The 21,518-nt window shown below is 66.7% G+C and carries 25 protein-coding genes; 19 read left to right on the top strand and 6 right to left on the bottom strand.

From position 1 onward, the window contains the following. The first annotated feature begins 7 nt into the window (after nt 1-7). Complete coding sequence (locus AC6CIE_RS08260) at nt 8-1,195, top strand: GGDEF domain-containing protein (RefSeq protein ID WP_498091951.1); 1,188 nt, start codon at nt 8-10, stop codon at nt 1,193-1,195. A 1-nt stretch (nt 1,196) separates the two neighbouring features. Here AC6CIE_RS08260 and smpB read toward each other — a convergent pair whose 3' ends face one another. Beyond that, nucleotides 1,197-1,706 carry an SsrA-binding protein SmpB gene (gene smpB / locus AC6CIE_RS08255; protein ID WP_224776897.1) on the bottom strand — a complete coding sequence of 170 codons (510 nt, stop codon included), beginning with the start codon at nt 1,704-1,706 and terminating at the stop codon, nt 1,197-1,199. Nucleotides 1,707-1,843: 137 nt separating this feature from the next. Here smpB and AC6CIE_RS08250 point away from each other — a divergent pair, with 137 nt between their 5' ends. From AC6CIE_RS08250 to AC6CIE_RS08220, 7 genes are all read left to right on the top strand, one after another. Beyond that, nucleotides 1,844-2,278, top strand: coding sequence for a type II toxin-antitoxin system RatA family toxin (locus tag AC6CIE_RS08250; RefSeq protein WP_056316825.1), 435 nt, complete (start codon nt 1,844-1,846; stop codon nt 2,276-2,278). Then, nucleotides 2,268-2,615, top strand: coding sequence for an RnfH family protein (locus AC6CIE_RS08245; RefSeq protein ID WP_175121910.1), 348 nt, complete (start codon nt 2,268-2,270; stop codon nt 2,613-2,615). Before AC6CIE_RS08250 ends, AC6CIE_RS08245 begins: the two co-directional genes overlap by 11 nt. A gap of 261 nt (nt 2,616-2,876) precedes the next feature. Next, on the top strand, nt 2,877-4,031 hold the full coding sequence (locus AC6CIE_RS08240) for an acyl-CoA dehydrogenase family protein (RefSeq protein WP_175121909.1): 1,155 nt from the start codon (nt 2,877-2,879) through the stop codon (nt 4,029-4,031). Then, a complete protein-coding gene (locus AC6CIE_RS08235) occupies nt 4,028-5,203 on the top strand; it encodes an enoyl-CoA hydratase/isomerase family protein (RefSeq protein WP_498091949.1) in 1,176 nt (391 codons plus the stop codon). Before AC6CIE_RS08240 ends, AC6CIE_RS08235 begins: the two co-directional genes overlap by 4 nt. A 124-nt stretch (nt 5,204-5,327) precedes the next feature. After that, the gene (gene mmsB / locus AC6CIE_RS08230) at nt 5,328-6,218 is read left to right on the top strand and encodes a 3-hydroxyisobutyrate dehydrogenase (RefSeq protein WP_175139178.1); all 891 of its coding nucleotides are present in this window, start codon (nt 5,328-5,330) and stop codon (nt 6,216-6,218) included. A 1-nt stretch (nt 6,219) separates the two neighbouring features. Next, entirely contained in the window at nt 6,220-6,657 is a 438-nt protein-coding gene (locus AC6CIE_RS08225; RefSeq protein WP_175121906.1) for a PaaI family thioesterase, read from the top strand. A 73-nt stretch (nt 6,658-6,730) separates the two neighbouring features. Continuing rightward, the gene (locus AC6CIE_RS08220; protein ID WP_175121905.1) at nt 6,731-7,420 is read left to right on the top strand and encodes a VIT1/CCC1 transporter family protein; all 690 of its coding nucleotides are present in this window, start codon (nt 6,731-6,733) and stop codon (nt 7,418-7,420) included. Between the two features lie 53 nt (nt 7,421-7,473). Here the strand turns inward: AC6CIE_RS08220 and ygfZ are convergent, their stop codons facing one another. Next, complete coding sequence (ygfZ, locus tag AC6CIE_RS08215; protein ID WP_367351994.1) at nt 7,474-8,472, bottom strand: CAF17-like 4Fe-4S cluster assembly/insertion protein YgfZ; 999 nt, start codon at nt 8,470-8,472, stop codon at nt 7,474-7,476. 159 nt (nt 8,473-8,631) lie between these two features. On the opposite strand from ygfZ, the gene mltG reads away from it, so the two are divergent. The 11 genes from mltG (at nt 8,632) to AC6CIE_RS08160 (ending at nt 18,917) form a co-directional block, all read left to right on the top strand. After that, complete coding sequence (mltG, locus tag AC6CIE_RS08210; RefSeq protein WP_370647798.1) at nt 8,632-9,732, top strand: endolytic transglycosylase MltG; 1,101 nt, start codon at nt 8,632-8,634, stop codon at nt 9,730-9,732. Beyond that, nucleotides 9,729-10,352: a dTMP kinase gene (gene tmk, locus AC6CIE_RS08205; RefSeq protein WP_175121902.1), complete on the top strand. Its 624-nt coding sequence runs from the start codon at nt 9,729-9,731 to the stop codon at nt 10,350-10,352. Before mltG ends, tmk begins: the two co-directional genes overlap by 4 nt. Further along, entirely contained in the window at nt 10,349-11,398 is a 1,050-nt protein-coding gene (gene holB / locus AC6CIE_RS08200; RefSeq protein WP_427984975.1) for a DNA polymerase III subunit delta', read from the top strand. The genes tmk and holB overlap by 4 nt, the downstream gene beginning before the upstream one ends. 17 nt (nt 11,399-11,415) lie before the next feature. Then, nucleotides 11,416-12,186 carry a TatD family hydrolase gene (locus tag AC6CIE_RS08195; RefSeq protein WP_175121900.1) on the top strand — a complete coding sequence of 257 codons (771 nt, stop codon included), beginning with the start codon at nt 11,416-11,418 and terminating at the stop codon, nt 12,184-12,186. 38 nt (nt 12,187-12,224) lie between these two features. Continuing rightward, nucleotides 12,225-13,103: an ankyrin repeat domain-containing protein gene (locus AC6CIE_RS08190; protein ID WP_175121899.1), complete on the top strand. Its 879-nt coding sequence runs from the start codon at nt 12,225-12,227 to the stop codon at nt 13,101-13,103. Nucleotides 13,104-13,284: 181 nt separating this feature from the next. Further along, the gene (locus AC6CIE_RS08185; protein ID WP_175139186.1) at nt 13,285-14,025 is read left to right on the top strand and encodes an IclR family transcriptional regulator; all 741 of its coding nucleotides are present in this window, start codon (nt 13,285-13,287) and stop codon (nt 14,023-14,025) included. A 126-nt stretch (nt 14,026-14,151) separates the two neighbouring features. Beyond that, the gene (locus tag AC6CIE_RS08180) at nt 14,152-14,895 is read left to right on the top strand and encodes a transporter substrate-binding domain-containing protein (protein ID WP_175121897.1); all 744 of its coding nucleotides are present in this window, start codon (nt 14,152-14,154) and stop codon (nt 14,893-14,895) included. After that, entirely contained in the window at nt 14,892-15,560 is a 669-nt protein-coding gene (locus AC6CIE_RS08175; protein WP_056570374.1) for an amino acid ABC transporter permease, read from the top strand. Before AC6CIE_RS08180 ends, AC6CIE_RS08175 begins: the two co-directional genes overlap by 4 nt. Beyond that, complete coding sequence (locus AC6CIE_RS08170) at nt 15,557-16,345, top strand: amino acid ABC transporter ATP-binding protein (protein ID WP_286898685.1); 789 nt, start codon at nt 15,557-15,559, stop codon at nt 16,343-16,345. The genes AC6CIE_RS08175 and AC6CIE_RS08170 overlap by 4 nt, the downstream gene beginning before the upstream one ends. Next, a complete protein-coding gene (gene hutG / locus AC6CIE_RS08165) occupies nt 16,342-17,289 on the top strand; it encodes a formimidoylglutamase (RefSeq protein ID WP_175186126.1) in 948 nt (315 codons plus the stop codon). The genes AC6CIE_RS08170 and hutG overlap by 4 nt, the downstream gene beginning before the upstream one ends. A 338-nt stretch (nt 17,290-17,627) precedes the next feature. Then, nucleotides 17,628-18,917, top strand: a complete 1,290-nt coding sequence (locus tag AC6CIE_RS08160) for a Glu/Leu/Phe/Val family dehydrogenase (protein WP_175121895.1) — start codon at nt 17,628-17,630, stop codon at nt 18,915-18,917. Nucleotides 18,918-19,104: 187 nt separating this feature from the next. Here AC6CIE_RS08160 and AC6CIE_RS08155 read toward each other — a convergent pair whose 3' ends face one another. From AC6CIE_RS08155 to AC6CIE_RS08140, 4 genes are read right to left on the bottom strand one after another with little or no spacing between them, the layout of a single operon-like run. Next, nucleotides 19,105-19,923 (bottom strand): RsiV family protein, encoded by an 819-nt coding sequence (locus AC6CIE_RS08155; protein WP_175121894.1) that lies wholly within the window; start codon nt 19,921-19,923, stop codon nt 19,105-19,107. A 28-nt stretch (nt 19,924-19,951) separates the two neighbouring features. Next, the gene (locus tag AC6CIE_RS08150) at nt 19,952-20,728 is read right to left on the bottom strand and encodes a lipoate--protein ligase family protein (protein ID WP_498091946.1); all 777 of its coding nucleotides are present in this window, start codon (nt 20,726-20,728) and stop codon (nt 19,952-19,954) included. Continuing rightward, on the bottom strand, nt 20,725-21,000 hold the full coding sequence (lplB, locus tag AC6CIE_RS08145; RefSeq protein ID WP_056318682.1) for a lipoate-protein ligase small subunit: 276 nt from the start codon (nt 20,998-21,000) through the stop codon (nt 20,725-20,727). The genes AC6CIE_RS08150 and lplB overlap by 4 nt, the downstream gene beginning before the upstream one ends. Before the next feature lie 38 nt (nt 21,001-21,038). Then, nucleotides 21,039-21,503 carry a GNAT family N-acetyltransferase gene (locus tag AC6CIE_RS08140; protein ID WP_367351997.1) on the bottom strand — a complete coding sequence of 155 codons (465 nt, stop codon included), beginning with the start codon at nt 21,501-21,503 and terminating at the stop codon, nt 21,039-21,041. Nucleotides 21,504-21,518: the final 15 nt, after the last annotated feature.

The following is a 21,518-nucleotide window of genomic DNA, read 5'->3' as shown; positions in this document are numbered from 1 at the left end:
CCCGCCCATGATCGCTCCCGTTAATTTGCTTCTGATAGCAGCGCTGGCGGGAGTGCTTTCCCTTTGCGTGCTGGGGTCGCTGGCGCGCAGCGGCATGGCCGGCATTCGCGAAACCATCCGCGCCAACCTGCTCACGCTGTTGGCGTTTTCTACTTTTGCGCTGCAGAGCACCAAGGCGCCGCTGTGGGCGTCCATCCTGGTGCCCAATACGGCCATCGCGCTTGCCCTCTGTGCGTACTATGCCGGCGTGCGCCGGCTGCTCGGGCTGACGGTGCCCCGGCATCTGATGACGCTGGGCTGCGTGGCCGCGCTGTCGGTCGTGGCGGTCTATACGTACGTGGATTGGCAGGTGGGGCCGCGCATCGTGGCGATGTCGCTGCTGCAGATGGGCTTCATGCTGGCCGTGGCCATCGTCGTCCAGCGCAACATGCCGGCGCACCGCTCACGCTACAGCTACCGTTTCGTGTGGGTGGTGACGCTGATCTCCGCCTCGGTCTGCGCGCTTCGTGCGGCGGTTTACCTGGTCGAGCTGGACATGGTGTCGGCCTTTCTGGAGCCCACCTTGTGGAGCGTCGCCTTCCTGACGCTGGGGGTACTGATCATGCCTTGCCTGACGCTGGGCACCATCATGATCATCCACGACCGCATGCTGGCTGATCGCGAACAAGAGGCCAGTACTGACTTCCTGACGGGTCTGATGTCGCGCAAGGCGTGGTGGTTGCAGGCCGAGCGCTATTGCGCCCAGGCCCTGCGCATGCGCCGTCCGCTGACCTTGCTGCTGCTGGACATCGATCATTTCAAGCGCATCAACGATACGCACGGCCACGCAGCCGGCGATGCGGTGCTGCGCCATTTTGGCCTGCTGGCAACGGCTACGCTGCGTACCGGCGATCACGTGGGCCGGGTGGGTGGCGAGGAGTTCTGCGTGCTGTTTGCGGACATGCGCAGCGACGCGGTGCTGGAGGTGGCCGAGCGGCTGCTGGATTCTGTGCGGCGCACGCCGTGTGCGCACGGCGGCAGCACGATTTCGTATACGTTCAGTGCGGGTGTGGAAGACTGGATTCCCGGCGAGAACCTGCAGGTGCTGTTTGAGCGGGCCGACCGCAAGCTTTATGCGGCCAAGTCGGCAGGTCGCAACCGCATCGTGGGCCCCGGCCACGAGGCCGAGCGCCCGGCGCTGCCGGTGGCCGCGTAGATCAGTCGTCCTTGCTGCGGCGGGGGGCGCGGGTGTCGTGCTTCATGATGCGTTCTTTTTCGCGCGCCCAGTCTTTTTCACGCGCGGTGTCGCGCTTGTCGAACTGCTTCTTGCCGCGGCCCAGCGCGAAATCCAGCTTGATGCGTCCGTTCTTGTAGTGCAGGTTCAGCGGCACCAGCGTGTAGCCGCGCTGCTCGACCTTGCCGATGAGCTTGCTGATTTCTTCGGCCTTGAGCAGCAGCTTGCGCGTGCGCATGGCGTCCGGGTGGATGTGCGTGGAGGCCGTGGGCAGGGGGCTGACGTGCATGCCGAGCAGGAAGAGTTCGCCATCGCGCACGATGACGTAGCTTTCCTTGAGCTGCACGCGGCCGTCCCGGATCGCCTTGACTTCCCAGCCTTGCAGGACAAGGCCGGCCTCGTAGCGGTCTTCGATGAAATAGTCGTGCGTGGCCTTGCGGTTGTCGATAATGCTCATAAAGCCTTCTTGCTGGGATTCTGCGAATCTGGCTATCCGGCCGATTGCGGGTTGTTGCGAACGGGGATTGCTCGTTATTCTGCGCGATGTGCTGGTCCAGTGTTTCGGCCCATTTAGGCCCACAAAGCGCTGTGCCGGTAAAATCTTGCCATTCTAGCCATTTGCGATAGTCGATGCACAAAGTACAACGATCCGTCCTGGTGCCTTACAGCGCCGCCCAGATGTTCGACCTGGTCGCCGACGTGGAGAAGTACCCCGAGTTCATGCCGTGGTGTGGCGGCGCCGAGGTGCAGACCCGCGACGAACACGGCATGCAGGCCTCCATCCTGATTTCCTTTGCGGGCATGAAGCAACGCTTCACCACGCGCAATACCCACGTCTATCCCGAGCGGATCGACTTGGAACTCGTGGATGGCCCGTTCTCCAGCCTGGTGGGCCATTGGGTGTTCCAGCCGCTGGCCGAAGACGCCTGCAAGGTCCTGTTCACCATGGAATATGCGTTCTCGAACCGGCCGTTGGAGATGGTGGTGGGGCCGGTCTTCAACCGCATTGCGACCAGCTTCATTGATTCCTTCACCAAGCGCGCGCAGGCCAAGTATGGCGAGTGAGGCGTCCGCGGCAGGGCAGATCGGCGTCGTCGTCTGCTACGCCTTGCCCGGCCACGCGTGGCAACGGGAAGTGCGCCTGCCCGACGGTGCGACGGTCGAAGACGCGCTGGCCGCCAGCGGATTTGCGCAGGCGTTTCCTGTGGTCAAACCATGGGAACGGGGCGTGGGCGTGTTTGGCCGCGCCACCGAGCCGCACGCGCGTCTGGCCGATGGTGACCGCGTGGAAATCTATCGCGGGCTGACCTTCGACCCCAAGGAATCGCGCCGCCGCCGCGCCGAGCACCGCCGCACCAAGACCGCCCGCAATGGGCGCGTCAGGCCGGCGGGGCTGCTGTAGCGCGCTGCACTGACGCCCTGATCGCCACCCCGGCGTGACACCGCCGTGGCGCGTCGCCCTGTTTCCCTGCTGGCGGCCGTCGCCGCCGGCCGTCTCCGCACATTGTCGTCAACAAGACAAAACGCCCGGCCGCTTCGGGCGTAACATTAAGCCGGGTGTCCGTTTACGTTTACGTCAACGTCATGTCAAAATCGGCGGGCTGGCGTTCACGAGACGGCAGCAACGCCACCAGACAATACCGACTACAACAGGAGACAGGCTGTGGACTTGGAACTGACCGACGAGCAGCGCGCGTTTGCGCAGGCCGCGCGCGATTACGCAGAGGGCGAACTGGCTCCCCACGCCGCGCGCTGGGATGCCGAGGGTATCTTCCCCCGCGAAGCCTTCGCCCGGGCGGGCGAAATGGGCTTTTGCGCAATCTACGCCAGCGAAGACATCGGCGGCCTGGGTCTGCCGCGACTGGATGCCACGCTGGTGTTCGAGGAAATGGCGGCGGTGGATCCGTCCACCACGGCGTTCCTGACGATACACAACATGGCGACCTGGATGGTGGGCAAGTGGGGCCAGCCGGGCCTGCGAGACGCCTGGGGTCCTCTGCTCGCCAGCGGCGAAAAGCTGGCCTCGTATTGCCTGACGGAGCCGGGCGCCGGTTCCGACGCGGCATCGCTTGCCACCCGAGCGCAGCGCGACGGCGACAGCTACATCGTCAACGGGGCCAAGGCCTTCATCTCCGGAGGCGGCGACACCGACCTGCTGGTCGTGATGGCCCGCACCGGCGGCGAGGGCGCCGCGGGCATCAGCGCCTTCGCGATTCCGGCCGACAGCGAGGGCATCGGCTACGGCCGCAAGGAAGAGAAGATGGGCTGGAACAGCCAGTCCACGCGCCCCATCACCTTTGAAAACGTCCGCGTGCCGGCCGCCAACATGCTGGGCGTGGAAGGCGAAGGCTTCAAGATCGCCATGAAGGGCCTGGACGGCGGCCGGATCAATATCGGCACGTGCTCGGTGGGCGCCGCACAAGGGGCGCTGGACGCTGCCCGTCGTTACATGGATGAGCGCCGTCAGTTCAACCGCCGCCTGGCGGAATTCCAGGCATTGCAATTCAAGCTCGCGGACATGGCCACCCACCTGGTCGCGGCGCGCCAGATGGTGCGGCTTGCAGCCTGCAAGCTGGACGCAGGCGCGGCTGACGCGTCCACCTATTGCGCGATGGCCAAGCGCTTTGCCACCGACATGGGCTTCCAGATCTGCCTGGACGCGCAACAGATCCATGGTGGTTATGGTTACCTGAAAGACTATCCCTTGGAGCGTCTGGTGCGCGATACTCGCGTTCATCAGATTCTGGAGGGCACCAACGAGATCATGCGCGTGATCATTGCCCGCCAATTGTTGGAAAAAGGAGCCGACATAAGATGAATGCACCGGTGCTGTTCGAAGAAAGATCCGCTGCCAATGGAATGCGTTTCGGCATTGCGACGCTGAATGCGCCGCAAACGCTGAACGGCCTGTCGCTCGAGATGGTGGACCTGCTGGCTGACCGTCTGGAAGCGTGGGCGCGGGATCCCGGTGTGGCATTGGTGGTGCTGCAAGGCGCGGGCGACAAGGCGTTCTGCGCCGGCGGCGATCTGCACGGCCTGTACCGCAGCATGCAAGAGAACGCGGGCAAGCCCGGCTGGAGCAACACTTACGCGCGCACCTTCTTCGAACGCGAATACCGGCTGGACTATCGCATTCACACCTATCCGAAGCCCGTGCTGTGCTGGGGCCACGGCATCGTCATGGGCGGCGGCATTGGCCTGATGATGGGCGCCAGCCACCGCGTCGTCAGCGAGACCTCACGCCTGGCCATGCCGGAAGTGTCGATCGGGCTGTTCCCGGACGTGGGCGGAAGCTGGCTGCTGAACCGTATGCCGGGCCGCAGCGGTGTGTTCCTGGCGCTGACGGGCGCGCAGTTGAACACGTCCGACGCCTTCTTTGCGGGGCTGGCGGACTTCCGCCTGAACAGCGCGGACTGGCCCGCGCTGCTGTCGTCGCTGGAGCAGCAGCCGTGGGCTGGGCAGGCCGCAGGCGCCGCCGAAGACGCCATTCCGCCGCGCTCCATCAACGACGGCCTGTTGCGCCGCGCGCTGACCGCCCTTGAGCCGGCCACGCCGCTGGAACCCGGCCCGCTGCGCCAGCACTCGTTTGTCGTCAACAACCTGTGCAACGGCAACCGGCTGGACGACATCTACGAGGAACTGTCCTTCCTGAAGGACCACGAGGATCTGTGGCTGTCGCGCGCCGCCAAGACCATGCTGGCGGGCTCGCCCGGATCGGTGCGGCTGGCGTTCGCGCTGCAGCAGCGCACGCGCCTGCGGTCGCTGGATGACGTGTTCCGCGTCGAGTACATCGCCGCGCTGGCATGCACCGCGCATGGCGATTTTGCCGAGGGCATTCGCGCGTTGCTGGTCGACAAGGACAAGAACCCGCGCTGGAACCCGGCCGTCATCGACATGGCCACCGACGCCTGGGTGCAGAAGTTCTTTGAGGAACCCTGGCCTGAGGGCGAGCCGCATCCGCTGGCCGATCTGGGGCAGGAAGGGCGCTGATCGGTCGCTGATAGAGGCCGGCCCGCCAGCCGGCCCTTGGCTTCTGCCCGTCACGCAGGTCACGCAGTTTCGCAGGTCACGATGAATCCATACCTACAGCAATAGCAACAGGAGACAAGACATCATGAGCAGCATCGCGTTTATCGGTTTGGGCAACATGGGCGCGCCCATGGCATTGAACCTGGTCAAGGCCGGCCACAGCCTGAAGGTGTTTGACCTGGTGCCGGCGGCCATCAAGCTGCTGACCGACGCCGGCGCGACGGCGGCGGCGTCCGCGTCGGAAGCGGTCGAAGGGGCCGAGGTCGTGATCTCGATGCTGCCGGCCAGCAAGCACGTCGAGGGCCTGTACCTGGATCAGGATCTGCTCGGCAAGATCGCCTCGAGCGCGCTGGTCATCGAATGCAGCACGATCGCGCCGGATTCGGCGCGCAAGGTGGCCCAGGCGGCCGAGGCGCGCGGCATTGCCATGATCGACGCGCCGGTCTCGGGCGGCACGGGCGGCGCGGCCGCGGGCACGCTGACCTTCATCGTGGGCGGCGCCGAAGCCTCGCTGGAACGTGCGCGACCCGTGCTCGAGAAAATGGGCAAGAACATCTTCCATGCGGGCCCGGCAGGCGCGGGGCAGGTGGCCAAGATCTGCAACAACATGCTGCTCGGCATCCTGATGGCCGGCACGTCCGAGGCGCTGGCGCTTGGCGTGGCCAACGGTCTTGATCCCAAGGTGCTGTCGGACATCATCGCCAAGAGCTCGGGGCGCAACTGGGCGACCGAACTCTACAACCCGTGGCCGGGCGTCATGGAGCATGCGCCGGCGTCCAAGGGCTATGCCGGCGGCTTTGGCGTGGACCTGATGCTCAAGGATCTGGGCCTGGCGGCCGAGGCGGCGCTGTCGGCGCGTGCCTCGATTCCGCTGGGCGAGCTGGCGCGCAATCTGTATTCGCTGCACAGCGGCGGCGGCTCCGGCAAGCTGGACTTTTCCAGCATCGTCAACCTGGTCAAGCGCGAGCAGGACTGACGTGACGCCGTCCAACGCCGCTGTGGACCCGGCCTCGCGGGTCCAGGCCAGTTTCAGCCAGCAAAGCATCATGGCGCTGCTGGGCGCCAAGTTGGACACGGTCGAGCCGGGCAGGGTGGACATCGTTCTGCCTTACCGCGCCGACCTGTGCCAGCAGAACGGCTTTCTGCACGCGGGCATTTCCACCACCATTGCCGACAGTGCGGGCGGCTATGCCGCGTTCACGCTGTTCGGACCGGGCGAGGACGTGCTGACGTCGGAGTTCAAAATGAACTTCCTGGCGCCCGCAAAGGGTGATCGTTTTGTCGCGAGCGGGCGTGTGGTCAAGCCGGGCAAGCGTCTTTCGGTCTGCCAGGTGGAAATGCATGCCTACGACGGCGAACACGCCACGCTGTGCGTGATAGGCTTGCTGACCGCGGTGCGCGTGACGCCGCGATGAACTCCGCGCGGGGCGCGCCGGGCCATGCCTGGCGCGCCTCGCGTCTGTCGCGCCTCGCATGGGTTTTCCGGCAATGCCAGCAAAAGAACATCATCGAATTTTCCGCAGCAACTGGCTGCGCGCCGCGGTGCTGGGCGCCAACGACGGCATCGTCTCGACAGCCAGCCTCATCACCGGCGTTGCCGCGGCCCAGGCCTCGCATGGCGCAATTCTGACTTCCGGACTGGCGGGCCTCGTGGCCGGCGCCTTGTCGATGGCGGCGGGCGAATACGTGTCGGTGCGCACCCAGGCCGACACCGAAGCCGCCGACCTGCGCATGGAACAACGCTCGCTCAAGCGCAATTCCGGCGAAGAGCTGGCCGAACTGGTGGACATTTATGTGGCCCGGGGGTTGACGCGCGATCTGGCGGAACAGGTGGCGCGCCAGCTCACCAGCCACGACGCGCTGGACGCGCACGCGCGCGACGAACTGGGCATCTCGTTGCACAACCGTGCGCGGCCGGTGCAGGCGGCCCTGGCCTCGGCCGCGTCGTTTGCCGGCGGCGCCGCAGTGCCGCTGGCGGTGGCGGCGGTGTCGCCCGGACCGCACCTGATCGGCTGGGTCATCGGCGCGTCGGTGTGCTGTCTGGCGGCACTGGGCACGATGGCCGCGAAGGCGGGCGGTGCGCCCAAGCTGCCCGCCGCGTTGCGCGTCACCGTGCTGGGCGCGGCGGCGATGGCCGTGACGGCCGGCGTGGGGGCGTTGTTCGGGGTGGCGGTCTGACGATGGCTGCCAGGCCTGCGCGCGCGGGCTTCTGCGCGGCAGGCCCGGAAGGATCAGGGATTGATCGAGTACGGCAGCGGCGCCGCCGCGATGCGGGGACCGTCGGCGCTGGCCAGACGCAGATCGCCTTCGGGCAGCGCGGCCAGCGTGGTTTCGAACAGCACCGACACGACACCCGCGTCGGTGGCGGCCTGCACCACGCGGCCAATGGCTTCGCCGGGCTGCGCGGCGTCGAACACATCCACCCCCGCGAGCGCCGGGACTTTCAGGCCGGCGTCGGCAATGGTGCCGTAAGCCATGCGCCGTTTGACGGTGCCCCGGTAGTGGCTGCGCGCCACGACTTCCTGGCCGGGATAACAGCCCTTGGTGAAGCTGACGCCCTGGATCAGGTCCAGATTGACCGTTTGTGGAATGAAGACATCCTGCGTGGCGGCGGCAATCCAGGGAATGCCGGCCGCCAGGTCTCCTGCATGCCAGTGCGCGGCCGGCGCCAGTCCCAGCGCCTGCGTGAGCGCGCCGGATTGTTCCAGCTGCGCGTCCGAGGCGATCCACCACCAGCGCAGGCGGTCGTCGGCCGACGGCGCGACGATCCACGTGCCGGACGGCAGGTCCGCGCGCTGCCAGGTGGCGCGCGGCAACGTGCCCGTCAGGGCTTCCAGCGCGGCGGCCTGTTCCGAGGTGGCCTGCACACCGGCCACGTGCAGCGGCGCGGCGGCCAGCTTGACCTTGGCGCGCAGCACGAACATGGACAGGCGCTTGATGAGGGCCTGGGACAGGTCCTGCCGGACCATGCCGTAGAACTGGGGTGCGTCATCGGCATCGCCCGCGCCGCGCCACATGACCAGCGTGGCCAGCAGGCGGCCCTTGGCGGTGCAATAGCCGGCCAGGCGGGCGGCGTCCGGGGGCAGACCGGTCACGTCCTGCGTGAGCTGGCCGTGCAGAAAGGTGAGGGCGTCGGCGCCGGCGGCGGTGAAGACCGTCAGATCTTCCAGCGGGGCGCATTGGGCGCAACCTTCGGCGCGGACGGGAATCGAAGCGTAATAGGCGTGCATGGCGGCGGGGTTATCGCGTCATCAAAGTGCTGATGATAGCCCCGATCCCGGCACGGGCTGGCCATGTCCCCGATGGGCAAAGGGGCGCGCCGCGCCATCCGGCCCCGGTTGTGTCCCGGGCAAGGCCCGCGATCCATTAAACTTCCGACACTTATGAAGATGCGACTCCGAAATTTCGTCCTGTGGTTCCTGCTGCTCATCGTTCTGGCCGTTGGCGGCGCGGTGGGCGCTGCCTACATGTGGATGCACCGCCCGATGACGCTGGCGGCCGACAAGATCGACTTTGTGGTGGATCCGGGCAGCAGTCCGCGCACCGTCGCGCGCGCGCTCAACGCGGCCGGCGTGCCGATGTGGGAGCCCGGTTTCGTGTGGATGGCGCGTCTGTCTGAACGCGACAAGCTGATGAAGGCGGGCGGCTATCAGGCGATCAATGGCGATACGCCGTGGCTGCTGCTCGAACGCCTGGCGCGCGGCGACATGACCCAGCGCCAGATCACGTTCCTGGAAGGCTGGACCTATCGCCAGATCCGCCAGGCGCTGCGCGACAACCCGGACGTCAAGCAGACGCTGGACGGCGTCAGCGACGAAGACTTGCTGGAGCGGCTGGGCTCGAGCATCAAGCACCCTGAAGGTCTGTTCTTCCCCGACACCTATATCTTCACGCCGGGCAGCACCGACTTTGACCTGCTGCGCCGCGCCTACCAGGAAGGCCAGCGCATCCTGAACGACACCTGGGACAAGCGCCAATCCGACGTGGCCGTCGCCACGCCCTATGAAGCGCTGGTCCTGGCGTCGATCATCGAGAAGGAAACCGGCCACGGTCCGGAGCGCCGCCGCGTGTCGGGCGTGTTCACCAACCGGCTGAAGATCGGCATGTTGCTGCAGACCGACCCGACCGTGATCTACGGCATGGGCGAGGCCTACCAGGGCCGCATCCGCAAGCGCGACCTGCAGACCGACACGCCCTGGAACACCTACACGCGTCCGGGCCTGCCGCCCACGCCGATCGCCGCGCCGGGCCGCGCCGCCTTGCTGGCCGCCGTGCAGCCTGAACAGCACAAGTTCCTGTATTTCGTCTCGCGCGGCAACGGCACCAGCGAGTTCTCGGCCAATCTGTCCGAGCACAACCGCAACGTCGCCCGCTACATTCTGGGTCAGGGCCAGCGCGCCACGCCCGCACCCACGCCTACGCCAACCCCCGCGCCCGCCGCCGCGCCGGCCGACCCCGAACCCGAATCAGCACAAGGACAAGATCAATGACCTCACGCGGACGCTTCATTACGCTGGAGGGCGTGGACGGCGCGGGCAAAAGCACGCACACCGACTGGATCGCGGATTTCCTGCGGGGGCAGGGCCTTGAGGTCGTGTCCACCCGCGAGCCGGGCGGCACACCGCTTGGCGAAAAACTGCGCGCGCTGGTGCTGAACGATGCCATGGGGCTGGACACCGAAACGCTGCTGATGTTTGCCGCCCGTTGCGAACACGCCCGCCAGGTCATTGAGCCGGCGATTGCGCGCGGCGCGTGGGTCGTCTGCGACCGCTACACCGACGCCAGCTACGCCTATCAGGGCGGCGGCCGCGGCCTGGGCGCCGAGCGCGTGGCGGTCCTGGAAGACTGGATGCGCGCCGGCCGTCCTGATCGGACCTGGCTGTTCGACGTGCCGCTTGAAGTCGCGCGGGCGCGGCTGGCCGATGCGCGCGAGCCCGACCGCTTCGAGCGCGAAGGCGCGGCGTTCTTCGAGCGCACCCGTGAGGCCTACCATGCCCGCGCCAAGGCCGATCCCGACCGCATCCGCGTCGTCGATTCCACCCGTTCCATCGCCCAGATCCGCGCAGACCTCGAGGCGGGCCTGCGCGAGCTGTTGGCCGTTCCTGCATGAGCGCGCCCCAGTTTCACCCCTGGCAGATGGAGACGGCCCGTGCGTGGCTGGGCAATCGTGACCGGTTCGCGCATGCCTGGCTGGTGCACGGGCTGGCCGGCATCGGCAAGCTGGATTTCGCCATCGCGGCGGCAGCCAGCCTGCTGTGCGAGACGCCCGAGAACGGGCTGGCGTGCGGCCACTGCGCGGCCTGCAACTGGTTCGCCAGCGGCAATCACCCGGACCTGCGCCGTATCCGCCCCGAGGCGGTTGCCGTGGAAGAGGGCGCGGACGCGGCCGAACAGGCCGAAGACGCCGAGCCGGCGGCGGGCGCCGCCAAGCGCGCGCCCTCCAAGGAAATCCGTATCGACCAGATCCGCTCGCTGGAGTCCTGGTTCAACACCGCCACGCACCGTGGCGGCTGGCGCGTGGCGCTGCTGTATCCCGCCCATGCGCTGAACGTCGTGTCATCGAACGCCTTGCTCAAGGTGCTGGAAGAACCGCCTCCCCATACCGTCTTCCTGCTGGTCGCGGACGCGCCGGACCGGTTGCTGCCCACGCTTGTGTCGCGCTGCCGCCGGCTGCCGCTGCCCGCGCCCGATGCGGATACGGCGCTGCAATGGTTGCGCGACCAGAACGTGGAACCGGCGCGCGAATGGCTGGCTGCCGCAGGCGGCGCGCCGCTGGCGGCATTGCGGTTGGCGCAATCGGGCGAATCCGCCTGTCCGGCGTGGCTGGGCCAGTTGGTCAATCCGTTGTCCAAGGGCCAGACGCCCGATGTCGGCACGCTGGCCGAATCCCTGGAAAAGGTGGCGGCGGCTGAATGGATCGATGCCTTGCAAAGGCTCTACACCGATCTGATGCTGGCCAGCGCGGGCGCGCCGGTGCGCTATTTCCCGTCGCTGCAAGCCGGTGTGGCGCAGGTTGCCGCCCGTATCAATCCCGCCCGCGTGGCCGAATCGGCCCGCTGGCTGACGCGCCAGCGCGCGCTGGCCACGCACCCCCTGAACGCCAAGCTTTTCGCCCACGCCACCCTGCAACGCGTGGTGCTATCCTGCCAGGCGTAAGCCCTACCAGACTCTCCATGTACGTCGATTCACACTGTCATCTGAATTTTCCCGAGCTTGCCAACGATCTGCCGGCCATTCTTGACCGCATGACCGCCAATCAAGTCACGCACGCGCTGGTCGTCAGCGTCAACATGCCGGAATGGCCCGGCCTGATGTCGCTGGTCGAGCCCGAGCCGCGCCTGTGGGCGTCGGTGGGCGTGCACCCCGATTACGAAGATACGCCGGACCCCACGGCCGAAGAACTGGTGCGCCTGGCCGAGCATCCCAAGGTCGTGGCCATTGGCGAAACCGGGCTGGACTACTACCGGCTGTCCGAGCCGCTGGACTGGCAGCGCGAACGTTTCCGCCGCCACATCCGCGCCGCGCGCGACGCGGGCCTGCCGCTCATCGTACACACCCGGTCGTCCGCTGAGGACACCGTGCGCATGCTGGCCGAGGAAAAGGCGGCCGAGGCGGGCGGCGTAATGCACTGCTTCACCGAGACCTGGGAAGTGGCGCAGGCCGCGCTGGACCAGAACTTCTACATTTCGCTGTCCGGCATCGTCACGTTCAAGAACGCGCAGATCGTGCACGAAGTGGCCGCCAAGGTCCCGCTGGACCGGTTGCTGATCGAAACCGACTCGCCGTACCTGGCGCCGGTGCCGTTCCGCGGCAAGCTCAATGATCCGTCCAAGGTGATCCACGTGGCCGAAAAGATCGCGGACCTGCGCGGTATCACGGCGGCCGAGGTCGCGCGCGCATCTACCGACAATTTCTTCAAGCTGTTCAGCAAGATCAAGAAATAGGTCATCCCGATTCACTGAATTTGCATCCGAGGACAGCCATGGCCATCCGCATCGCCTCCGCCCATCAAGCCTTACTGTCATGCGGCCGCGCCGGTCTACTGGCGCTGGCCATCGGCCTGGCCGCACCCGCGGCGCAGGCCGCCAATCCCGCCGATTGGTGGGTCTACGTCGCCAACGATTATCCCGACGACATCAAGGATCTGCTGGCGCAAGGCTCGGATCCCAACGTGCGCTACAAGAACGGCCAGCCGGCCATCATGCGCGCGGTCGTGGACAACGCCTGGAACGTCTTCGACGTGCTGGCCGCGGACAAGCGCACCGACGTCAACGCCGAGAACCCGGCGGGCGAGACGCCGCTGATGTACCTGGCCATTGCTGGGCAAACTGAACGCGCCAAGAAGCTGATCGCCCGTGGCGCGCAGGTCAACCGCCTGGGCTGGACGCCGCTGCATTACGCCGCGTCCAAGGGGCAGATGGAAATGGCGCGGCTGCTGCTGGCGAACAAGGCCATGGTCAATGCGCCCGCGCCCAATGGCGAGACGCCGCTGATGATGGCGGCGCTGTCCGGCCGCAAGCCCATGGTGGAGCTGCTGCTCAAGGCCGGCGCCGACGTCACCACGCAGGACACGAAGGGACAGGACGCCGCCGCGTGGGCGGCCACGGGCAAGTCGGCGTCGCTCGCCGCCGAGCTGACGGCCTTGGTCAAGAAGGAAGAGGACGCCAGGCGCAAACGCCGCGCAGCGGCGCAGGGCGCGCCCCAGCAAGCGGATACCGCGCCGGCGGCTGAGGCGCCGGCGGCGGTTCCAGCGCCTGCGGCCCCGTCGGCGCCGGCGCCGGCCGCTGCGGCGCCCGGTGGTGGTGTGAAGGGCGTCTCCGGCGTCGGGCTGTCGGATTACGAGAAGCCCCCCGCGCCGTGACGATCGCCGGCAGATGCGGAAACGTCCCGCTGCCGGCCCATCAAAACCCGCCTCGCGGCGGGTTTTTTTGCGCCCGGATTTCGGGGTTTTCCCTTGCGATTCTCAATCGATGGGAAAAATTAGAAGTGAAACCGCCACAAATTGATAATCTCGCTCCCATATTGCTGGGAGTTGAATCTTCATGTCGGAATCGTCTGTCGGGGCGGGCGCGGATCGCGTCCTGTATGTGCTGGCCACCCTGGCCCGGCACGACGGCCCGCTCAGCATTGCCGCGCTGGCCGAAAAAACGGGCCTGGCGCAGAGCACGCTCTACCGGCAGATCGCGCTCCTCAAGCGCTGGGGATTTGTCGCCGAACACGAAGGCGAGTACGGACCCGGCCCGCTGTGCGTGCAGCTCGCCTGGGGCTTTGACCAGTCGTCGTTCCTGATTCACGAAGCGCAACCCGACATGGCCGCGCTGGCCGCGTCGTCCGGCGAGACCATCGGCCTGCTCGTCGCCGTGAAGGACCAGGCCGTGTGCCTGGACATGGTGGAAAGCCAGCATCCGCTGCGCTGCTCGTTCACCAAGGGCCGCGGGCTGCCGCTGGCGCGCGGCGCGTCGGCCAAGTCGCTGCTGGCGTTCATGCCGCAGGCCCGCCTGCAGGCCGCGCTGACCTACCTGGCCGATGAAGCCGGCGTGGATGCCGCCCGCCTGACCGGCGAGCTGGAGGCCATCCGCGCGCAGGGCTATGCCGTGACCGACAGCGAAGTCGACGCCGGCGTCTGGGGCGTGAGCGTGCCGATCTTTCAACGGGCAAACCAGGCCGTGGCCTCGATCACGCTGATGGCGCCGTCCACCCGCGCCGCGCAGCATCCGGACGCGCTGATCGAGATGACCCTCGCGGCCGCCCGCCGCATCTCGGAGCGCCTGAAGGCCGCCTGACGCCGTGTCGTCCGCCTTATCGAATACCTGTTTCACCTGCTTCATCGCTTAGCCCGTACCTAGCCGCAACGATCGTCGTACCCACCGTCGTACCACCTGTCGCACCCACCTCCATAGGACCCCACCATGACCACTCGCCGCACCCTGCTGTCCGCCGCCCTGACCCTGAGCCTCGCCTGGGCCGCCGGCGCCGCGCACGCCCAGGAAACGATCCGCGCCGTCACCGACGCCACCTTCCCGCCGATGGAATTCGTCAAGGACGGCAAGCGCACCGGCTTTGACATCGAGCTGGTCGAAGCGCTGGCCGGCGCGATGGGCAAGAAGGTTGAATGGATCGACATCGACTTCAAGGGCCTGATTCCGGCGCTGCAGGCCGGCCGCGCCGACATCGCGGTGTCCGCCATCTACATCACGCCCGAGCGCAGCAAGGTCGTCGATTTCACCGATCCGTACTACGCGGGCGGCCTGGTGGTCCTGACCAAGGCCGACGGCCCCGTCAAGTCGATCAAGGATCTGGATGGCCGCAAGGTGTCGGTGCAGGTCGGCACGAAGTCGGTGAACTACCTGAAAGAGCATTTCCCGAAGGTGCAGCGCGTGGAAGTCGAGAAGAACCAGGAGATGTTCAATCTGGTGCAGATCGGCCGCGCCGATGCCGCGGTGACGGGCAAGCCCGCGGCCAAGCTGTTCGCGCAGAGCACCAACGGCCTGACCGTGCTGAACGATCAGGTCACGACCGAGGACTATGGCATCGCCGTGCCCAAGAACAAGCCTGAGCTCACGCGCGACCTGAACGCCGCGCTGCAAAAGCTGAAGGCCGATGGCAGCTACCAGGCCATCGTGAACAAATGGTTCGAGGCGCCCGCGAAATGAACCTGGAATTTTCACCCGTCTTCGCCGACTTCGACGCGCTGATGCGGGGCGCGCTGGTCACCATCGAGGTGACCGCCGGCGCCTTGCTGCTGGGCTGCGTGATGGGGCTGCTGGTCGGGATCGGCCGCCTCAACCCGCAGCGCCGCATCACGTACCACCTGTGCAGCACGTACCTGTTGTTCTTCCGGGGCACGCCGCTGCTGGTGCAGTTGTTCATCTGGTTCTTCGGCCTGCCGCAGTTCGGCGTGACGCTCCCGGCGTTCGCCTGCGGCGTGCTGGGCCTGGGTATGTATTCCGGGGCCTACGTGTCGGAGATCGTGCGGGGCGCGATCCAGTCGGTGGATCGCGGCCAGACGGAGGCGGCGCGCTCGTTGGGCATGTCGTCCGGCCAGGCGATGCGCATCATCATCCTGCCGCAGGCATTCGTGCGCATGATTCCGCCGCTGGGCAACGAGTTCATCGCGCTCATCAAGAACTCGGCGCTGGTCTCGCTGTTGACCATTCACGATCTGATGCACGAAGGGCAGAAGATCATCAGCGTGTCATATCGATCGCTGGAAACCTACCTGGTGGTGGCTTTGATCTATCTGGCGCTGACCACGACCGCCATGGTGATTTTGCGCAAGATCGAGCATCGTCTGCGCGCGGGAGGGATGGTGCAATGAGCCTCGTCATCGAAGGTCAGGAAATGATCCGCATCCGCGGCCTGCACAAGTCCTACGGCGATCACGCCGTCCTGCGCGGCATCGATTTCGATGTGCTGAAGTCGCAGGTGGTGGTGGTCATCGGGCCCAGCGGCTCGGGCAAGAGCACCTTGCTGCGTTGCTGCAACGGGCTGGAAGTCGCCCAGCGCGGCACGGTCGATATCTGCGGCCAGACGCTGCAGGAAGACGGGGCGATGTTGCCAGAAGCCGAACTGAACCAGTTGCGCACGCAGGTGGGCATGGTGTTTCAGGGCTTCAATCTGTTCCCGCATCTGTCGGTGCTGGACAACGTGACCGTCGGGCCCCGCACGCTGCTGGGCATGGGCCGCGAACAGGCCAATGCGTTGGCGGCGGACCTGCTCAACAAGGTGGGGCTGTCGCAGAAGATGGCGGCCATGCCCGCCAGCCTGTCCGGCGGTCAGAAGCAGCGCGTGGCCATTGCGCGCGCGCTGGCCATGCAGCCGCAGGTCATGCTGTTCGACGAGCCGACCTCGGCGCTGGACCCGGAGCTGGTCGGCGAAGTGCTGCAGGTCATGAAGCTGCTGGCCCGCGAAGGCATGACGATGATGGTCGTGACGCACGAGATGGGTTTTGCCCGTGATGTGGCGGACGTGGTGGCCGTGATGGACGGCGGTGTCATCCTGGAATCCGGGCCGCCGGAGGTGATTTTCAGCGAGCCGCGCGAAGCCCGCACCCGCGAATTCCTGCAGGCGGTCCTGAGCGCCGGTCCGGGAGCCGCAGCATGAGCGCGCCGAAACTGGACAAGAGCCTCTGGAAGGCACGCGACGACAGCGCCGAGCAGGGCGACACCCGCCGGCTCGCGCACATCGTCGAGGCCGAAGCGGGGCAGGGCGAGATGGGCGAGGCGGTGCTGCTGGGCTTTGCCTGCGATGCGGGCGTGGCGCGCAATCAGGGCCGGGTGGGCGCCGCCGCGGGGCCTGCGGGCATCCGCAAGTATCTGGCGGGCCTTCCAGCGCATGGGCTGACGCGCCTGCTGGATGCCGGCGACGTCGACTGCCACGGCGACAAGCTGGAAGACGCGCAGGAACGCCTGGGCCTGCGTCTGGCCGAACTGATGGGGCGGGGCGCGCGCCCGGTCGTCCTGGGTGGCGGCCATGAAATCGCCTGGGGCAGTTTCCAGGGACTGGCCCGCTGGCTGGACGCGCGCGGCGACGCGGGCGCCGTGCTGGTGCTGAATCTGGATGCGCACTTCGATCTGCGCACGGGCCGTCCCGGCAGTTCCGGCACCCCGTTCGACCAGATCGCGACAGACAGCGAGGCACGCGGGCGTGAGCTGCAATACGCCTGCCTGGGCGTCTCGCGGCTGGCCAACACGCCAGCGCTCTATGCCCGCGCCGCGGAAATCGGGGCCGTGTGGATCGAAGACCGCGACATGCAGGAACGGCATCTGGAAGCCCGTCTGGCCGACGTGGACGCACTGCTGGCCAAGGCGCAGCACGTGTATCTGACGATCGATCTGGACGTGCTGCCCGCCGGCGTGATGCCGGGGGTGTCCGCGCCGGCGCCTTATGGCGTGCCGATGGCCGTGATCGAGGAAATCGTCCTGCGGGTCAAGGCGAGCGGCAAGCTCCGATTGGCGGACTTGGCGGAGTTCAACCCCAAGTTCGACGTCGACGGCCATGGCGCGCGGGCGGCGGCGCGTCTGGCGTGGCAGTTGCTGTCGGTGTGACTCGGCGCGGCAGAGGTGTCCGACGCCTTTGCTTCGGTGGCACACCGTGAAAGCGCGCCTTACCCCGGTGTCCGACACCGGGGGGGTCTGCAAGGTAGGCGTGGATGTAAAGGGCGGTCTTCCAAACGAGGCCGCCTTTTTTTCGCCCCGAGTATCCCGGCCGCAGGCTGGACGCCGCCAATTTCGCGGCTTAGGATAGGTGCAGCTTCCGGGCCCGCCTGCGACCCGTTCGGTATCCGCAACGTTAATGTGTCCCTATTTAAAATATTTAAACTTTAAATAGGGACGCTATAACTTTCGTGGATAAAATGGCGCAACTTTGTCAGGAGAGCATGCTCATGTCTCAAACTCCCACCCATGCCTTGCCGTCTTATCTGAATGCCGAGGACCTCGGCCCTTGGGGTAATTACCTGCAACAAGTCGACCGGGTCACGCCGTACCTCGGTTCCCTGAGCCGGTGGGTCGAGACGCTGAAGCGTCCGAAGCGCTCGCTGATCGTCGATGTGCCGATCGAACTGGACAACGGCACCATCGCCCACTTCGAGGGCTACCGTGTGCAGCACAACGTGTCGCGCGGTCCGGGCAAGGGTGGTGTGCGTTTCCACCAGGACGTAACGCTGTCCGAAGTGATGGCGCTGGCCGCCTGGATGTCGGTCAAGAACGCGGCGGTCAACCTGCCGTACGGCGGCGCCAAGGGCGGCATCCGTGTCGACCCGCGCAAGCTCTCCGCCTCGGAACTTGAACGCATGACGCGCCGCTACACCAGCGAAATCGGCGTCATCATCGGACCGTCCAAGGACATTCCCGCCCCTGACGTGAACACCAACGCCCAGACCATGGCCTGGATGATGGACACGTACTCCATGAATGAAGGCGCCACCGCCACGGGCGTGGTCACCGGCAAGCCGATCGCGCTGGGCGGCAGCCTGGGCCGCGTCGAGGCCACCGGCCGCGGCGTGTTTGTCGTGGCGTGCGAAGCCGCGCGCGACCGGAACATCGATGTGGCCGGCGCGCGCGTCGTCGTGCAGGGCTTCGGCAACGTGGGCGGCACCGCCGCCCGCCTGTTCCATGAAGCCGGCGCCAAGGTCATTGCCGCGCAGGATCACACCGGCACCGTGCACAACGCGGCTGGCCTGGACGTGCACAAGCTGCTGTCGCACGTGTCGCAGACGGGCGGCGTGGGCGGCTTCTCGGGCGGCCAGGCGCTGGACAAGGCTGAGTTCTGGACGCTGGAAACCGAATTCCTGATCCCGGCAGCCCTGGAAAGCCAGATCACCGTCGACAACGCCGCCAAGGTGCGCGCCAAGATCGTGGTCGAAGGCGCCAACGGCCCGACGACCCCGGAAGCGGACGACATCCTGGCCGAGAACGGCGTCTACGTCGTGCCGGACGTGCTGGCCAACGCCGGCGGCGTGACGGTCAGCTACTTTGAATGGGTGCAGGACTTCTCCAGCTTCTTCTGGAGCGAAGAAGAGATCAACCAGCGCCTCGAACGCCTGATGCGCGAGGCCTACGCCGCGGTGGCGCAGGTGTCGCGCGAGCACAAGGTGACGCTGCGCACCGCCGCGTTCATCGTGGCTTGCACGCGGATCCTGCAGGCCCGCCAGGTGCGCGGTCTGTATCCGTAAAGACTGAATCGGCGTTGCGCCCGCAGGCGCATCGTCGAGGAGGCAGAGAGAGACAAAAAAAAGGAATCGCTCCGCAAGGGGCGATTCCTATTTGTGGCGCAAAAAAATGCCGGGCGGATGCCCGGCATTTTCGTTTGCGGAGGCCGGCCCGGGCCGTGGATTCATGAAGCCGGCCGCCGCGGGGGCTTTACGACGCCGGCAGCAGCTCCGGCTTAAGGATGCCGCGCAGATCCTGGTACGAAATCGCCAACTCAGGCTCGCCGTGCGAATACGGCGCGATGGAATAGGCGTCGTACTTGACCACGATGCCGTCCCGCGTCAGCGCGAAGTTGTCGCTTTCCTGGAACGGCCACATCTTGTTGTACGCCGCCGGGTCGCGCTTGGCGTCCGGGTTGCCGGTCAGCCACTTTGCGTGCGCACGCTGCAGGGCCGCGACGTATTCGGCGCGCCGCCCCGGGATCAGCGCTTCGTCCAGGCTCATGACGCGGCCGCGGCTGCGCTCCCAGTTCAGATATTGCGTGGCCGGAATGCCGTGCGCGGCGCCGGTCAGGTACTGCTCCGTATGCAGTTCGATGGCAACGATGTCGCCGACCGTGTCCTTCACGCTGGCTTTGAAGTAGGTCGCGTCGCGCGGGCGCGCCGTGGACCAGAAATACTTCGTGTATTCCGACAGCGTGTCGTAGGGGCCACGCCGGTTGGCGTCGGTGCCGGTCATGTAGGCGAGAACGTGGTCCACCAGCGCCGTCAGCTTCGGGATGCCCGGGAAGGCCACGCTGTCGATCTCGATGCGCGGGCAGTCGCCCTCGCAGCCCGGCTTGCTGGCGGCCCACTTGATGCGCTCGGTGGACAGGTCGCCCACCTTTTGGGGCGTGGCTGAAGATTGCGCGTTGGAATCGGCCAACGTGATGTTCGACGGGGGCGTGCTGCTGCAGCCGGCGATGGCCAGCAGGGCGGCGCCCAGGATCAGACCGCGTATCGCGCCGGGCGGCGTGAATGTGCGACTCATGCAATTACCTCCAATAACCGAGGCGCCGTCAGGGTACGACGCCTGACCACTCGGCGCGGGAGAACTTTTCGTCCGCCTGCGCCTGGGCGCGCGCCAGCGTTTCGCTGCCTACGCTGCCCGGGGTCAGACGATGCAGGCCGGCGAAAGTTTCCACCATGCGGTCGATGATGACCTCGCGCGCCAGCCCGGTCTGCGTGCGCAGGGGGTCAACGCGCTTCTTGGCGCTGGTGGTGCCCTTGTCGGAAAGCTTCTCGCGGCCGATGCGCAGGACTTCGACCATCTTGTCGGCGTCGATGTCGTAGGACATGGTGACGTGATGCAGCACGGCGCCCGCGCGGCGGGCCTGCGCCGCGCCGCCGATCTTGCCGATGTCGGAGGCGATGTCGTTCAGCGGCTGATACCAGGCCTTGATCCCCAGGCCTTGCAGCGCGGTCAGCACCCAGGCGTCCAGGAAGGCGTATGACTCCTGGAAGCTCATGCCGTGGACCAGCGCCTGCGGAGCGCTCAGCGAATAGGTAATGGAGTTGCCCGGCTCGATGAACATCGCGCCGCCACCGCTCACGCGGCGCACCACCTCGATGCCGTGGCGCGCAGCGCCGTCCGGATCGACTTCGTTCTTCAGCGATTGAAAGCGGCCAATCACGACGGCCGGCGCCGACCATTCCCAGATGCGCAGCGTGGGCGGCCGCTGGCCGGCGCCCACTTCGTCGGTAATGACTGCGTCCAGCGCCATGTGCAGCGCGGGCGGCTGCGGGCCTTCGTGGATCAGTTGCCAGTCGTAGTCGTTCCAGTCGGTACGGCTCATGCCAGCGCCCTCCGCAGCACCACGGCGATGGCTTCGGCCGAGAAGCCGAACATTTCGGCGTCGGCCGGCAGGGCCGATTGCACGGCCACCGCGAGTTCCAGTTCGCCGGCGTCCGCGGGCATGCCGTTCAGGCCGCGGTTGATGGCTTCAAGCGCTTCGGGCGGCTCAAGAAAAAAGTCGCCGCTGATGCGCACGTCGGCCAGGCGGCCATCGCGCACTTCCAGATCCGCGACCACCAGTTTGCCGCCGGGGACTTTGTATTCGCCATGCAAGGGCATTGGGCGCTCCTTTCGAAAATCAGAATCAGACGTTACAGGCTGAGCTTCATGCCATCGTGGCTGGCCTTGAAACCCAGGCTTTCGTAGAACCGGCGCGCATCGGGGCGCGCACGGTCCGTGGTGAGCTGGACCAGCCCGCAGCCCTGGCTGCGGCACTGTTCGATGGCCCATTCGAACATGGCGCGGCCCAGGCCCGCGCCGCGGAACGCCGACGCGATGCGCACGCTTTCGATCTGGCCCCGCCACAGGCCCAGCCGCGACAGGCCGGGTATGAACGATAACTGCAAACAGCCCACCAGTTGTGAATCCTGCTCAACCACGGCCAGGAATTGGTTGGAATCCTGCTCAATTGCCGCGAAGGCCGCGACATAGCGCGGGTTCAGCGGGACGGAGGCGTCCTCGCGACCGGCGCCCAGGTCGTCATCGGCCAGCATGGCCACGATGGCAGGCAGATCGGCCGCGCGCGCGCGGCGAAAGACGCGTTGCGGTGCGTTCATGGCACGCTCCTTGGG

The sequence above is a fragment of the Achromobacter sp. GQ309 genome (genome assembly GCF_059759315.1).
The sequence above is the reverse complement of the archived record's forward strand: the minus strand, read 5'-3'. Positions and strand labels throughout refer to the sequence as shown.

Excerpts from the sequence above, each read along its gene's own strand:
- mmsB (WP_175139178.1), top strand. The coding sequence starts at position 5,328 with ATGAGCAGCATCGCGTTTATCGGTTTGGGCAACATGGGCGCGCCCATG.
- AC6CIE_RS08185 (WP_175139186.1), top strand. The coding sequence starts at position 13,285 with ATGTCGGAATCGTCTGTCGGGGCGGGCGCGGATCGCGTCCTGTATGTG.
- tmk (WP_175121902.1), top strand. The coding sequence starts at position 9,729 with ATGACCTCACGCGGACGCTTCATTACGCTGGAGGGCGTGGACGGCGCG.
- AC6CIE_RS08190 (WP_175121899.1), top strand. The coding sequence starts at position 12,225 with ATGGCCATCCGCATCGCCTCCGCCCATCAAGCCTTACTGTCATGCGGC.
- AC6CIE_RS08245 (WP_175121910.1), top strand. The coding sequence starts at position 2,268 with ATGGCGAGTGAGGCGTCCGCGGCAGGGCAGATCGGCGTCGTCGTCTGC.
- mltG (WP_370647798.1), top strand. The coding sequence starts at position 8,632 with ATGCGACTCCGAAATTTCGTCCTGTGGTTCCTGCTGCTCATCGTTCTG.
- AC6CIE_RS08195 (WP_175121900.1), top strand. The coding sequence starts at position 11,416 with ATGTACGTCGATTCACACTGTCATCTGAATTTTCCCGAGCTTGCCAAC.
- AC6CIE_RS08150 (WP_498091946.1), bottom strand. The coding sequence starts at position 20,728 with ATGAGCCGTACCGACTGGAACGACTACGACTGGCAACTGATCCACGAA.
- AC6CIE_RS08260 (WP_498091951.1), top strand. The coding sequence starts at position 8 with ATGATCGCTCCCGTTAATTTGCTTCTGATAGCAGCGCTGGCGGGAGTG.
- AC6CIE_RS08250 (WP_056316825.1), top strand. The coding sequence starts at position 1,844 with ATGCACAAAGTACAACGATCCGTCCTGGTGCCTTACAGCGCCGCCCAG.
- AC6CIE_RS08140 (WP_367351997.1), bottom strand. The coding sequence starts at position 21,503 with ATGAACGCACCGCAACGCGTCTTTCGCCGCGCGCGCGCGGCCGATCTG.
- holB (WP_427984975.1), top strand. The coding sequence starts at position 10,349 with ATGAGCGCGCCCCAGTTTCACCCCTGGCAGATGGAGACGGCCCGTGCG.
- AC6CIE_RS08170 (WP_286898685.1), top strand. The coding sequence starts at position 15,557 with ATGAGCCTCGTCATCGAAGGTCAGGAAATGATCCGCATCCGCGGCCTG.
- AC6CIE_RS08155 (WP_175121894.1), bottom strand. The coding sequence starts at position 19,923 with ATGAGTCGCACATTCACGCCGCCCGGCGCGATACGCGGTCTGATCCTG.
- AC6CIE_RS08160 (WP_175121895.1), top strand. The coding sequence starts at position 17,628 with ATGTCTCAAACTCCCACCCATGCCTTGCCGTCTTATCTGAATGCCGAG.
- AC6CIE_RS08220 (WP_175121905.1), top strand. The coding sequence starts at position 6,731 with ATGCCAGCAAAAGAACATCATCGAATTTTCCGCAGCAACTGGCTGCGC.
- AC6CIE_RS08180 (WP_175121897.1), top strand. The coding sequence starts at position 14,152 with ATGACCACTCGCCGCACCCTGCTGTCCGCCGCCCTGACCCTGAGCCTC.
- AC6CIE_RS08235 (WP_498091949.1), top strand. The coding sequence starts at position 4,028 with ATGAATGCACCGGTGCTGTTCGAAGAAAGATCCGCTGCCAATGGAATG.
- AC6CIE_RS08175 (WP_056570374.1), top strand. The coding sequence starts at position 14,892 with ATGAACCTGGAATTTTCACCCGTCTTCGCCGACTTCGACGCGCTGATG.
- ygfZ (WP_367351994.1), bottom strand. The coding sequence starts at position 8,472 with ATGCACGCCTATTACGCTTCGATTCCCGTCCGCGCCGAAGGTTGCGCC.
- hutG (WP_175186126.1), top strand. The coding sequence starts at position 16,342 with ATGAGCGCGCCGAAACTGGACAAGAGCCTCTGGAAGGCACGCGACGAC.